This window comes from Pseudomonas sp. NY15372 (assembly GCF_048068215.1).
GTDB classification, from domain to species: domain Bacteria; phylum Pseudomonadota; class Gammaproteobacteria; order Pseudomonadales; family Pseudomonadaceae; genus Aquipseudomonas; species Aquipseudomonas guariconensis_A.
Genome location: NZ_JBLUPY010000061.1, coordinates 1 through 12,225, shown reverse-complemented (window position 1 = coordinate 12,225; position 12,225 = coordinate 1). Strand labels below are relative to the sequence as shown.

The 12,225-nt window shown below is 62.6% G+C and carries 12 protein-coding genes; 7 read left to right on the top strand and 5 right to left on the bottom strand.

All coding sequences use genetic code 11. The features are described from left to right. The first annotated feature begins 147 nt into the window (after positions 1-147). Positions 148-570, top strand: a complete 423-nt coding sequence (locus ACNFG0_RS22360) for a group II truncated hemoglobin (protein WP_196146790.1) — start codon at positions 148-150, stop codon at positions 568-570. On the opposite strand, the gene ACNFG0_RS22355 is transcribed toward ACNFG0_RS22360, so the two are convergent. The 3 genes from ACNFG0_RS22355 to ACNFG0_RS22345 all read right to left on the bottom strand — a co-directional run bounded on the left by ACNFG0_RS22355 (position 561) and on the right by ACNFG0_RS22345 (position 1,699). After that, positions 561-866 carry a hypothetical protein gene (locus ACNFG0_RS22355; protein ID WP_196146791.1) on the bottom strand — a complete coding sequence of 102 codons (306 nt, stop codon included), beginning with the start codon at positions 864-866 and terminating at the stop codon, positions 561-563. The genes ACNFG0_RS22360 and ACNFG0_RS22355 overlap by 10 nt on opposite strands. 188 nt (positions 867-1,054) lie before the next feature. Next, positions 1,055-1,243 (bottom strand): hypothetical protein, encoded by a 189-nt coding sequence (locus ACNFG0_RS22350; protein ID WP_196146792.1) that lies wholly within the window; start codon positions 1,241-1,243, stop codon positions 1,055-1,057. A gap of 135 nt (positions 1,244-1,378) precedes the next feature. Continuing rightward, positions 1,379-1,699, bottom strand: coding sequence for a YbjQ family protein (locus ACNFG0_RS22345; protein WP_196146793.1), 321 nt, complete (start codon positions 1,697-1,699; stop codon positions 1,379-1,381). A gap of 147 nt (positions 1,700-1,846) precedes the next feature. On the opposite strand from ACNFG0_RS22345, the gene ACNFG0_RS22340 reads away from it, so the two are divergent. The 4 genes from ACNFG0_RS22340 (at position 1,847) to ACNFG0_RS22325 (ending at position 6,342) form a co-directional block, all read left to right on the top strand. Beyond that, positions 1,847-2,902 carry a tetratricopeptide repeat protein gene (locus tag ACNFG0_RS22340; protein WP_196146794.1) on the top strand — a complete coding sequence of 352 codons (1,056 nt, stop codon included), beginning with the start codon at positions 1,847-1,849 and terminating at the stop codon, positions 2,900-2,902. Between the two features lie 85 nt (positions 2,903-2,987). Beyond that, on the top strand, positions 2,988-4,583 hold the full coding sequence (locus ACNFG0_RS22335) for an ATP-binding protein (protein ID WP_416766450.1): 1,596 nt from the start codon (positions 2,988-2,990) through the stop codon (positions 4,581-4,583). A 132-nt stretch (positions 4,584-4,715) separates the two neighbouring features. Further along, on the top strand, positions 4,716-5,405 hold the full coding sequence (locus ACNFG0_RS22330; RefSeq protein ID WP_196146795.1) for a type 1 glutamine amidotransferase domain-containing protein: 690 nt from the start codon (positions 4,716-4,718) through the stop codon (positions 5,403-5,405). Between the two features lie 130 nt (positions 5,406-5,535). Beyond that, positions 5,536-6,342, top strand: coding sequence for a CSS-motif domain-containing protein (locus ACNFG0_RS22325; protein WP_196167264.1), 807 nt, complete (start codon positions 5,536-5,538; stop codon positions 6,340-6,342). Between the two features lie 18 nt (positions 6,343-6,360). On the opposite strand, the gene hppD is transcribed toward ACNFG0_RS22325, so the two are convergent. Continuing rightward, positions 6,361-7,437, bottom strand: a complete 1,077-nt coding sequence (gene hppD / locus ACNFG0_RS22320) for a 4-hydroxyphenylpyruvate dioxygenase (RefSeq protein ID WP_084857636.1) — start codon at positions 7,435-7,437, stop codon at positions 6,361-6,363. A gap of 302 nt (positions 7,438-7,739) precedes the next feature. Between hppD and ACNFG0_RS22315 the strand changes: the two genes are divergently transcribed. Then, positions 7,740-9,323, top strand: a complete 1,584-nt coding sequence (locus ACNFG0_RS22315; RefSeq protein WP_416766454.1) for an EAL domain-containing protein — start codon at positions 7,740-7,742, stop codon at positions 9,321-9,323. 32 nt (positions 9,324-9,355) lie between these two features. After that, the gene (gene rarD / locus ACNFG0_RS22310; RefSeq protein ID WP_196156332.1) at positions 9,356-10,243 is read left to right on the top strand and encodes an EamA family transporter RarD; all 888 of its coding nucleotides are present in this window, start codon (positions 9,356-9,358) and stop codon (positions 10,241-10,243) included. Here the strand turns inward: rarD and ACNFG0_RS22305 are convergent. Continuing rightward, positions 10,206-11,777: a TerC family protein gene (locus ACNFG0_RS22305; protein WP_196146798.1), complete on the bottom strand. Its 1,572-nt coding sequence runs from the start codon at positions 11,775-11,777 to the stop codon at positions 10,206-10,208. The two genes, rarD and ACNFG0_RS22305, sit on opposite strands and share 38 nt — an antisense overlap. Positions 11,778-12,225 lie beyond the last annotated feature (448 nt).

Here is a 12,225-nt window from a genome sequence, read left to right as displayed (position 1 = left end):
CTCGATACGATCAACAGGCTTAGCCGCATAACCTGAACCGCCGTGTACGGAACCGTACGCACGGTGGTGTGAGAGGACGACGGGTGAGAGCCCGTCTCCTACTCGATCCTGTTATAATGCCCGCCCCTGTTCCTGCGGAGCCGCTCGATGACTACCCCCGCCTATGGCACCGGCGATGCCTCTTACCAGGCCGCTGGCGGCATCGAAGGTCTGCGCCGCCTGGTCGACGACTTCTACCGGCTGATGGATGAACGCCCGGAAGCGGCCAGCGTGCGGCAGATGCACCCGGACGATCTGCAAGGCTCGCGCGACAAGCTGGCCTGTTTTCTCAGTGGCTGGCTCGGCGGGCCACGCCTGTATGGCGAGCGTTATGGTTCGATCGCCATCCCGGCCTTTCATGCCCAATGGCCGATCGATGAAGTACAGGCCAGCCTCTGGCTGGCCTGCATGGCCGACGCCATCGCCCTGCAACCTTGGGCTCCAGAATTTGCCGAATACCTGTTGCGCCAGTTGCGGGTACCGGCCGAACGCATCGTCCAGGCCAGCCGCAACCGCCGGGCTCAGGCCTGACGGCGACGGGTTGGCCGGGCCGGTAGGGCCAAGGCGCCGGTCGCCAGCGCCCTGGCCCGTTCCACGCCGCTGGCCAGGGCACGGGTCATGGTCTCGCCAGGCCGGGCCGGATGGTACTCCTCCACCAGGGCTTTGCCTTCGCGGGTATACAGCCCGAGAAACAGCTGCGTGGTGCCTTGCCTGGAAAGGCGAACCTGGACATCGAGGGTGGTACCGTCACTGAGCACTTCATCATGGCAACGCGCATGCAGATTGGCATCGGCCCATTGCCAATAGGTTTCTTCCCTGACGCGCATGGTCTATCTCCTTGTGCTGAAGTCCGCGCAAGAAAAGCACAACCTCCCCCCCTCGGCGAGGGTCACCTGCCAATGCCATGAGCAAGATCAACGAATACGAATAAAAAAGCACCGTCGGGTGTGACGCACTTCACGGGCAGCGCTCATGAAAAAGGGCTGCAAAAGCAGCCCCTAAACCGCATTACAGGTCATTTTCTAAAGGGGATACGCGGGGTGAAACGCCCCTTCTTGCTGCGCTGCAGGTGCGCTGGGCGCAGTTGCTCCGATTCGTTCAAGGTCATGTTGGCGAAGCCCAGGCGCACAGCCGCCTGACCGCAACGGACCTGGCTATTGATCGGGAATGCGTCGTTCATATCTTCGAAAAAGGATTCGCTCATGCCCTAGTTCCCCGGTTGTCGGCCATGCCGGCAAGCAATATGCCTCCCTGGACAAGCGATGGCCCGCCGAATGAGACTAGCTAGTCATTTGCAGACCAGCCGGGCAAATGCATCACTGCCGACCAGCGGCACGCGCTACTTCAGGCGAACCGCCGTGCCGGTGGCGAACACCACGACCATGCCTCCCTGGACGGACGGCATACTGATTTCGAAGTCCACGCCTACCACCGCATCGGCATGCAATTGACGCGCACGCGCCTTGAGTTCCTCGGTGGCCTGCTCGCGAGCCTCACGCAGGGCGCTTTCCAGGGTCTGCGAACGCCCTCCGAAGAAGTCGCGGAAACGGGCGAAGAAGTCCCGCACGAAGTTGATGCCCTGCACCGATTCGGCGCTGACCACACCCAGGTATTCGGCAACCGGGCGGCCTTCGAGCTGGCTGGTGGTGGTGATGATCATCGATCGGCTCCCTCGCCTTGCTAAAAAGGCCGATCTTAACAGACCACGCCACCGACCTTGCTACAGCATCCGCAGCCCAGGCAGCCCCGTTGCATTTGCCGCCCACCTGCCCCAAGCTCTGCCCTTCCCGCTGTCACGGACCGCCCGATGCCCAACCACCGCCGTTACCTGGTCGCCCTGCTGCTGCTGATCCTGGTGTCGGGTGTGGCCGGCTACCTGTGGCACGACGACCAACCCGCAGCGCCCGCCCAACCTCCACACAGCTACGCCAAGGCCTTGCGCCAGGCGCACAACGGCGAGCCTGGCGCGGCGCGGGTACTCTATCAGCAATTGCAGCGCGACGACCTGCCGGCGATCCGTCGCGCCGCACTGTATGCCGAACTGCCCAACTACCCCTCGCCGCAGGCGCTGAAGCTGGCTCGCCAGGGTCTGGACCATGGCGACCCGCTGGTGCGCCGCGCCGCCATCGCCAGCGTTCGCAGGCTCTTGCAGCCCGCCCAGCGCAGCCTGGTGTTGGGCCCCTTGCTGGAAGACGACGAGCAGAGCGTACGCTTCGCCGCGGTCGACGCCCTGCTCGGGCTGGACCCGGACTCGATAGGCCTGTATTTCGGCCCCCTGCAGGATGCTCTGGAGCAGTATCAGCAGGCTTTGGAGGCGCAGCCAGAGGATGCCGCCGCACAGGTCCACCTGGCGCGCCTGTATCTGCACGAAGATGCCTACGAGCAGGCCGGAGCAGCCCTGCAACGCAGCCTGCGAACCGCCCCCGACGGGTTGGATGCGCTGGCCATGCAGGTGCGCCTGCTGGAACGCCAAGGGCAGCACGATGCCTCTCGACAAGTGCTGGCCAAGGCCTTGGCACTGCGGCCGGATTCCGCGTTCCTCCAGCATGAACTGGGGCTATGGCTGCTCCGCCATGAGCAACAGGAGTATGCCTTGCTAGCCTTTTCCCGGGCGGTCGAACTGGAACCAGACAACACTGACTACCGCTATGTCCTGGCCGTGACCCTGCACGACCTGGACCAGGTCGATGCGGCCCAGAAGCAGTTGGAAACCGTGCTGGCTCGAGAGCCGGCCAACCGCCGTGCCCGCGTACTGCTGATCCGTTACTGGAAGGAGACCGGGCAATTGCAGAACGTCCAGGTCCTGTTGGCCGAGCTGGAACGGCAAAACCCCGACGACCCGCTACTGCAGCAAGGCTTGTAGGCGATTTGCCCATCCCACGTTGAACCCCTGCCTTTATCCCGTGGTCCAGTGGGTATCGACTGCCCACTGGCACAGGAGTGCTGCCTTGGCCGCTGCGTTGCCCCTGGACGAACGTGTGCTGATCCTGGCACCTTCGCAGATCGCTGCACGCACCTCGCGCTTGCTGACAAGCGCGGGGCTCGCCTGCCTGTGCACGAACGATGCCGCACGCCTTGGCAACTGGTTGTCCGAAGGGGTCGGCCTGTTGATCGCTGCCAACAGTACCTTGCGCTCGAGCCCGTATCCTGAGTTGCAAGTGTTCATTGATCAGCAGCCAGTCTGGTCGGACCTGCCCATTGTCCTGTTGACCGATTCCCGCCCCATCACCGGCCTGCCCGAGCCGCAGCTGGGTAACCTGCTACCCCTGCCTGTGCCGTTCGACCCCACGCAGCTGCTGCAACTTAGCCAGACCGCCCTGCGCAGCCGCCGTCGACAATACCGTTCCCGCGACCGCATGCTCGCGCTGGAAGGCCAGGCTGAACAAAACCAGGCCGATGCCCAGGCGCGCAACCAGCTACGGAAGATGGAAGCCATCGGTCAACTGGCAGGTGGCGTCGCCCACGATTTCAACAACTTGCTGACCAGCATCGGCGGCAGCTTCGAGTTGCTCGACAAGCGCTTGCAACAAGGACGCACCGAGCAACTCGATGGCATCCTGCGCATGGGCAGGGAAGCCGTGGCCCGAGCCGCAGCGCTGACCCATCGCCTGCTGGCGTTTTCCTCCCGGCAGTCCCTCGAGAGCCGGGTCGTGGATCTGCGCACCCTCCTGCACCCCGAGGACCTCAAGACCAGGATGAAGAATGTGTCCATCACCTTGCAGGTCAACCTGCCAACAGACCTGTGGCTGGTGAAGGCGGACGACAAGCAGTTGCAGGAAGCCGTGGGCAATTTATTGCTCAATGCCTGTGAAGCCATGCCCTGCGGCGGCCACCTGGATATCGAGGCCAGCAACCAGCGCATCGACGACGCGCACATGGGCGACGAGGGATTGCCCAGCGGCGATTACCTGCGCCTGAGTGTCAGCGACACCGGCCAGGGCATGTCGCAAAGTACGCTCGAACACGCCTTCGAGCCGTTCTTCAGCACCAAGCCGACAGGCCATGGGGTTGGCCTTGGCCTGTCGATGGTCTATGGCTTCAGCAAACAGTCCAACGGCCATGTCCATTTGCGCAGCCGGGTCGGTCAGGGCACGCGGGTAGATCTCTACCTGCCGCGCTATATCGGCCGCTCGCAACCGCAAACCGAACCTTCTGCTGCCAGGGCGGCTGGCGGCAACAGCCGGGAAATCCTGGTAGTCGAGGACGACCCGCACGTGCGCCAACTGCTCAGCCAATCGCTTCGCGAGGAAGGCTACCCCTGCCATACCGCCTGCAGCGCCAAGGAGGCGCTGCAACTGTTGCACGCCTCACAACCGATTGCCTTGATGGTCAGCGACGTCGGGCTTCCTGGCATGAATGGTCGACAGCTGGCGGAAATTGCACGCAAGCTACGGCCTGGCCTGCAGGTATTGTTCATCACCGGCTACGCCGAAACCGCCATGGCGCGGGACGATTTCCTCGCACCAGGCATGCAGTTGATCAGCAAGCCCTTCGAACTGAGCCAGTTGCACACGCGCGTCGCGCAGATGCTCGGCGAATCATGATCGAGAGGGACGCTCTCCCAACCGTCCACCCACAGGCCCATGCATGGCTTTCCCGCCATGGACGGCTATGCTCATTAGGTTTTCCTCTGCCCCGGGGAATCCGGGCCCTTTCCAGGCATGTGGAGCACGGTCATGAGCAAGAAGATCCTGGTGGTGCTGACCAACACGGCAAAATACCCGACGCTAAAGCGGCCCACCGGCTTGTGGCTGGGCGAAGCAGTTCATTTCGTCGACACGGTGCAGAAGGCCGGCTATGCCGTTGACTACGTCAGCCCTGCCGGCGGCTATGTACCGATCGACCCCCACAGCCTGCAGATGGCACCCGAGCTTGACTGGCAATGGTATGACGACAAAGCCTTCATGAACCGCCTCGGCACAACCCTTGCCCCCACCCAGGTCAAGGTCGACCAGTACTGCGCGATCTACTACACCGGCGGCCATGGCGTGATCTGGGACTTTCCGGAAAACACCGGTCTGCAGGAACTGGCCCGGCGAATCTACGAGGCCGGCGGCGTAGTGGCGGCAGTGTGTCATGGAGCCGTCGGCCTGCTGAACATCAAGCTCAGCGACAACAGCCTGTTGGTCAGGGGACGCCAGGTCACTGGGTTTTCCAATACCGAAGAAAAGCTGGCAGAGCTGGACAATGTGGTGCCCTACCTCACGGAAAACGAGCTGGTGGCTCGCGGCGGCAGGTACAGCAAGCATGACGACCCCTGGGCCGGGTTCGTGGTCAGCGACGACCGGCTGATCACGGGGCAGAATCCAGCCTCAAGTGCCCTGGTGGCCGAGCAGGTACTGGCGCGCTTGAAGAAACCGGCATGACTCCCACAACGGCGCGTCCAATACCCCGCAGTACAAGCAGATAGCGGCTACAGTCCGGCCACTTCAGACCCCGTTAACCTGCCCTGCAATCCGTCCACTGACGGACTATTTGCCGGGAGGGGTAACGGCCATGTCGAAGTTCACCCATGCAGGGCGCAGCCTGCTGGAGATGTTGCTCATCCTGACGATCAGCCTGGTTCCCATGGCGTCGGGCCTGCTGGTGATGATCTACCAGTTGGAGCGCAAGCTCGAAGAGAATGCCCAGGTTTCGGTCCAGGAAGCGATCTTTGCCGTCGACAGGGTACTGGACAATTTGCAGACGGCAGCCTCTACCGCGCTTTCGCTGGCCGGCAAGCCGTGTGACGAAATCGCCGGAGCCCTGGAAAGGCTTGCCGCAGGAGACCCGCGGATCCGCTCGCTTGTCCTCACCCGAAACGGGCAGCCCTATTGCAGTAGCATCGAGACGTTCATCGCCGACAAGCCCACGTTCTACAGCCCCAGCACCCATGTGCAGCTCAATTTCAACTCGCCCATCACGCCCAATGGCGTTGTCGTCGAACTGCGCCTTGCCTATGCCAACCCAGGTGTGATCGCGACCGCCTATGGCATCGAGCTGCGCAACGAGCTGCGCGGCTTCCAGGACGGCATGGTGCTGGTACTGGAATTCGGCACGAAATACATCTGGGACATGGGAGACAGTCGTGATCCAGAGAGGCCTTCGCAATCGGAGTTCTACCGCAGTGCGATTTCGAGCAAGCACGGCTATACGGTAAAAGGCGGGTACCCGGAGGGCTTTACGGCAAGTGAAATACGCCAGTCGATGTTGCAGATACTCCCATCCCTGGCGCTGGTAGGGTTGCTGACCGGGGCGATTACCTATTGGGTAATATTCAGGGCACGCAACAAAGGCCGGCAGGCCACCTCTACTAGGCGTTGAGGCAACCTGCCGTTGCGATCACTCGACGTTCAGCACACCACGACGAACCTGGTCACGCTCGATGGATTCGAACAGGGCCTTGAAGTTGCCCTCGCCGAAGCCATCGTCACCCTTGCGCTGGATGAACTCGAAGAAGACCGGCCCCAGCAGGGTCTCGGAGAAGATCTGCAGCAGCAGGCGCTTGTCGCCAGCTTCGGAGGCACCGTCGAGCAGGATGCCGCGCGATTGCAGCTGGTCCACCGGCTCACCGTGACCTGGCAGGCGCTCTTCGAGCATTTCGTAGTAAGTCTGCGGCGGCGCGGTCATGAAGCGCATGCCATAGCCTTTCAGGGCGTCCCAGGTCTTGAGCAGGTCGTCGGTGAGGAAGGCCACGTGCTGGATGCCTTCGCCGTTGAACTGCATCAGGAACTCTTCGATCTGCCCCGAACCTTTGGAGGACTCTTCGTTGAGCGGGATGCGGATCATGCCGTCCGGCGCGGTCATGGCGCGAGACGTCAGGCCGGTGTACTCGCCCTTGATGTCGAAGTAGCGGATCTCGCGGAAGTTGAACAGCTTCTCGTAGAAGCCCGCCCAGTAGGACATGCGGCCACGGTAGACGTTGTGGGTCAGGTGGTCGATGATCTTCAGGCCTGCACCGACGGGATTGCGGTCCACGCCTTCGATGAACTTGAAGTCGATGTCGTAGATCGAGCTGCCTTCCTCGTAGCGGTCGATCAGGTACAGCGGCGCACCACCGATACCCTTGATCGCCGGCAGGCGCAGCTCCATCGGGCCAGTTTCGATTTCCACCGGCTGGGCGCCCAGCTCCAAGGCACGGGCATAGGCTTCATGGGCATTGCGCACGCGGAACGCCATGCCGCACACCGACGGGCCATGCTCGGCGGCGAAGTACGAGGCGACGCTCTTGGGCTCGTTGTTCAGGATCAGGTTGATGCCGCCCTGGCGATACAGGTGCACATCCTTGGAACGGTGGGTGGCCACCTTGGTGAAGCCGAGCATCTGGAATACAGGCTCCAGCACGCCAGGGGTAGGCGATGCGAATTCAATGAACTCGAAGCCCATCAGGCCCATCGGGTTGTCGAAGATATCAGCCATTGTGTGTGTCCTCATCAAGCGAAAAATGTGTCAGGTGCTTTGGATGTCGGACAGGCGTGGTGGCGAGCACGGGATGCCGCGCACGCTGCGGGCAAGGAAGTCACCAATGATCAGCTTGAACCCATGGTATGTCATATGGACCCATTCTCGGCGGGCTTGATTCCCCGGGGCGCGGAGAACCTTATTCTTGTATTCGTAACTCGATTCTACAGGGCGTAAAATCATTTGTCGCGCTTTAGTTCACCGCTCAACCCGACAAACGGCTATCCTCTGCGAATTGGTTTCAAACAGATTGGATGAGCATGCCTTTATCGGTCAAACGCGCCCGCTGGAGCTGGCGTTCCCTCCTCCCCTGGGGTATTGGCGCACTGCCGCTGCTGTGTGGTCTGGGGGTCATGCAATGGCAGGCCCAGCACGAATTGCACAACAGCAGCCAGGCCACAACCCGACAAGTGGTCAATCAGATCGAGCATATCCTCGACAACCTTTCCAGCGCTGCCAGGGAGCTGTTGCCCTTGGTCGGTCGCCCTTGCGACGAGATCGACGTGGCCTTGCGCGGGCAGGTCACCCGCAACGCCTTCGTGCGTTCTACCAACCTGTTCCAGCACCATACCCTGTACTGCTCCTCGTTGTTCGGCAATTTCGACGAACCGGTAGACCCACGCGACTACACCGATGGCCGCCTGTGGCTGATGAAGGGCAACGCGGTCACCCCGGGCCATTCCTTGCTGGCCTATCGCCTCAGCAAAGGCGAGGGTGGCGCCATCACCGTGGTCGACAGCGAGCACCTGACCACCGCGCTGAAGCTGATCGGCCCGGAGGAAGAGCTGCAACTTCAGGTCGGTAACAACTGGATAGGCAAGGAAGGCGTGGTGCATACCGGTACGCCGCCACAGGCTGCCATCGCGGCGGTGGTCCAGTCATCGACCCGCTACCCCTTCAGCGTCCATGGCGGCTACACGCCGGGCAAGCGCAGCCAGTTCATGACCGAGCATTACCCGGCCCTGCTCAGCCTATTGCTGGTACTGGGGGTGCTGGCAGGCGCGGTCTGCCGCTGGCAGGTGCGCCGCGCCCTGTCACCGCGCGCCGAGCTGCAACGGGCGCTGGAAGCCGATGAGTTCCTGCCTTATTTCCAGCCCGTGGTGCGCAAGGACGACTACCGCTGGGCCGGTGTCGAAGTGCTGATGCGCTGGAACCACCCGCGCGAAGGCCTGGTGCGTCCGGACCTGTTCATTCCCTATGCCGAACACAGCGGCCAGATCGTCCCCATGACCCGTGCCTTGATGCTGCACACCGCCCAGGGCCTGGCACCCTATGCCGCGCTGCTCGAGGACGGCTTCCACATCGGTATCAACATCACCGCCGACCATTGCCGCGACCTGGGTCTGCTGGATGATTGCCGTACCTTCCTCCAGCATTTCCCGCCGGGGCGCGTGGTGCTGACCCTGGAGCTGACCGAGCGCAAGCTGATCGAAGCCACGCCGGTCACCCTGGAGTTGTTCGAGAAGCTCCATGAAATGGGCGTGATGATCGCTCTGGACGACTTCGGCACCGGCCAGTCGAGCCTCAACTACCTGCGCCAGTTCAAGGTCGACTACCTGAAGATCGACCAGAGCTTCGTTGCGATGATCGGAGGCGATGCACTTTCCCAGCATATCCTCGACACCATCATCGAGCTGTCGGGCAAGCTGGGGTTGGGGATCGTTGCCGAGGGTGTGGAAACCGACGTCCAGCGCGATTACCTGGCGCGTCACCAGGTGGACTTCCAGCAGGGCTACCTGTTCGGCCGACCGATGCCTGTTGGCGACTTTCTTCAAGCCCTGGCCGCCCGCCCAGGCAGTGCGCGGTTGCCCCACGACGTACGCCCTGAGATCATGCCGAACTGATCACCTGTTCAACTTCGTAAATCGAGGCATTCGTGTCAAAAGGCATTCTCTCGTCGGTCGTGGCGTCCTGTCTGTTCGCCGTGATGTACTTCTATACCTCCCTGATGGCGCCCTTGGATGGCGAGGAGATCTTTGCCTGGCGCACCCTGCTGACGCTGCCTTGCCTCACCCTGTTCATGCTGGCCACCAAGGACTGGAAGCTGGTCGGTGGCCTGTTGGCACGGGTGCGCCAGGCCCCGGTCCTGCTGCTGGGCATGATCGGCACCTCATGGTTGATGGGCGTGCAACTGTGGCTGTTCCTCTGGGCGCCGCTGCATGGCCGCAGCCTGGAAGTGTCGATGGGCTACTTCCTGTTACCGCTGGCCATGGTTCTCACCGGGCGCCTGGTCTATGGCGAGCGCCTGTCGCGCCTGCAAAAGATCGCGGTGGCGTGCGCCGTCCTCGGCGTGGGCCACGAGCTGTACCAGAATGGCAGCTTCGCCTGGGAAACCCTGGTGGTGACCATCGGCTATCCGATCTATTTCGTCCTGCGTCGCCGCTGCGGCACCGACCACCTGGGCGGGCTGTGGTGCGACATGTGCCTGTTGCTGCCCTGGGCGCTGTATTTCGTGGTGCAGAACCCGCTGACCGCCGCAGACCTTGCCGAACACCCGGCGCTGTATGGGCTGATCCCATTGCTCGGGGCGATCAGCGCCTCGGCCCTGATCGCCTATGTGCTGGCCAGCCGGCTACTGCCTTTCAGCCTGTTCGGCCTGCTCAGCTATGTCGAACCGGTGCTGCTGGTCGGCGTCGCCTTGCTCCTGGGCGAGACCATCGGCCCCGACCAGTGGCTGACCTACCTACCGATCTGGGCCGCGGTGCTGGTGCTGATCCTCGAGGGCATCAAGCACCTGCTGCGCCAACGTCGCCGCTCGGTGTAAGGCGCACCTGGCGAACCCGGCGCTCCTCGACCGCTACCACGGTCAGCGTCCAGCCGTCGCACACCAGGCGGTCGCCGATCACCGGCAGGCGGTCGAGCAGGCTCATCACCAGGCCCGCCAAGGTCTGGTAGTCCTCGGTGGCACGAGCGCCAAAACCGGTACGCGCTTGGACCTGGCTCAGGTTCAGGGCACCGCTGACCACGAAACCGCCCTCTTCCTCGACGATCCCGGGCCCGCTGACTTCGCTGGCATCCGGCAGTTCGCCGGCGATCGATTCGAGGATATCGGTCATGGTCAGTACGCCGGTGAAATCACCGAACTCGTTGACCACGAAGGCAATGTGGGTCGACTGGGCACGCATCTGCTCCAGGGCATTGAGAATGCTGAAGCTCTCCAGCAGGTTCAACGGCGCGCGTGCCAGGCGTTCCAGTTCCGGTTGCCCGCCGGATAACCACTCCTTGAGCAGCTCCTTCTTGTGCACGAAGCCCAACGGCTCTTCGATGCGGCCGCCGCGGATCAGCGGCAGGCGCGAATAGGGCGAGTTCGCCAGGGCCTGGGCGATGGCCTCGGCCGGCTGCGCCAGGTCGATGGTGTCGACCTCGGCGCGCACGGTCATCACCGTGCGGATCGGCCGCTCGGCCAGGTTCAGCACACCACTGATCATCACCCGCTCGCGTCGGTCGAAGACCACCTGCTCGTCGCTGCCCTCGACCAGGTCGGCAATTTCCTCACCCACCTCATCGGCCGCCACGGTGCGCCCCCCCATCAGGCGCAGCACAGCGTGGGCGGTACGCTCGCGCAGCGGCCGGTGCTGCTGCAGGCTGCGCTTGCGTCGGGCACGAGCCAGCTGGTTGAACAGCTCGATCAGCAACGAGAAGCCAATGGCCGCGTACAGGTAGCCTTTGGGGATATGGAAGCCCAGGCCTTCGGCGGTCAGGCTGAAGCCGATCATCATCAAGAAGCCCAGGCACAGCATGATCACCGTAGGGTGGGCGTTGACGAAGCGCGTCAGCGGCTTACTGGCGACGATCATGATGCCGATGGAGAAGACCACGGCGATCATCATCACCGACAACTGCTCGACCATGCCCACAGCCGTGATCACTGCGTCCAGGGAGAACACCGCGTCCAGCACCACGATCTGCGCGACGATGGGCCAGAACGCAGCATGGCGGGTCACACCGCTGGTTTGCGCAACGTGCCCTTCGAGGCGCTCGTGCAGCTCCATGGTGGCCTTGAACAACAGGAATACACCGCCGAACAGCATGATCAGGTCACGGCCCGAGAAGCTCTTGCCGAACACCTCGAACAGCGGCGCGGTCAGGGTGACCATCCAGGAGATGCTGGCCAAAAGGCCCAGGCGCATGATCAACGCCAGGCTCAGGCCGATGACCCGCGCGCGGTCGCGCTGGTGCGGCGGCAGTTTGTCGGCAAGGATGGCGATGAAGACCAGGTTGTCGATACCCAGTACCAGTTCGAGCACGATCAGCGTGGCAAGGCCCAGCCAGGCCGTGGGGTCGGCTAGCCATTCCATTGCGAGGTACTCATGTCAAAGGCGTCACGCAGACGCGGGAAAGAAGGCCGGGACGGCCGAGGACTGGGGGGCTCCGAGAAGGTGCTCATGGGGACCTTGATAGTACGTTGGGAAAAAGATCCTACAGCCAGTGGAGTGTTTCCTCACAGAGGGAAACTATTACAAAAGCTGTAACAGGGGGCTGCGGTATGGCCCATCGCGGCACAAGGCCGCTCCCACAGGCAACCCGCCATTGGCAAGCCTTGCGTGATCCTGTAGGAGCGGCCTTGTGCCGCGATGGGGCGCGTAGCGGCCCCAATCACTAAGGCAAAGCCGCTATTTAATGCGTGAAACGCAATCAAAAGGTTCGATCCCTCACAAGATCCTGCTCACAACAGCAGCAGAGGCATGATCCTACCAAGCAGCCCTTCTGTTGCTCTTGATACGCGATAGCCCAGGCGCCGCCAAA

Bases quoted from the DNA above. Each gene is read 5' to 3' on its own strand.
- ACNFG0_RS22340 (WP_196146794.1), top strand. From the start codon at position 1,847: ATGCCCAACCACCGCCGTTACCTGGTCGCCCTGCTGCTGCTGATCCTG.
- ACNFG0_RS22350 (WP_196146792.1), bottom strand. From the start codon at position 1,243: ATGAGCGAATCCTTTTTCGAAGATATGAACGACGCATTCCCGATCAAT.
- ACNFG0_RS22330 (WP_196146795.1), top strand. From the start codon at position 4,716: ATGAGCAAGAAGATCCTGGTGGTGCTGACCAACACGGCAAAATACCCG.
- ACNFG0_RS22325 (WP_196167264.1), top strand. From the start codon at position 5,536: ATGTCGAAGTTCACCCATGCAGGGCGCAGCCTGCTGGAGATGTTGCTC.
- ACNFG0_RS22305 (WP_196146798.1), bottom strand. From the start codon at position 11,777: ATGGAATGGCTAGCCGACCCCACGGCCTGGCTGGGCCTTGCCACGCTG.
- hppD (WP_084857636.1), bottom strand. From the start codon at position 7,437: ATGGCTGATATCTTCGACAACCCGATGGGCCTGATGGGCTTCGAGTTC.
- ACNFG0_RS22345 (WP_196146793.1), bottom strand. From the start codon at position 1,699: ATGATCATCACCACCACCAGCCAGCTCGAAGGCCGCCCGGTTGCCGAA.
- ACNFG0_RS22315 (WP_416766454.1), top strand. From the start codon at position 7,740: ATGCCTTTATCGGTCAAACGCGCCCGCTGGAGCTGGCGTTCCCTCCTC.
- ACNFG0_RS22355 (WP_196146791.1), bottom strand. From the start codon at position 866: ATGCGCGTCAGGGAAGAAACCTATTGGCAATGGGCCGATGCCAATCTG.
- ACNFG0_RS22360 (WP_196146790.1), top strand. From the start codon at position 148: ATGACTACCCCCGCCTATGGCACCGGCGATGCCTCTTACCAGGCCGCT.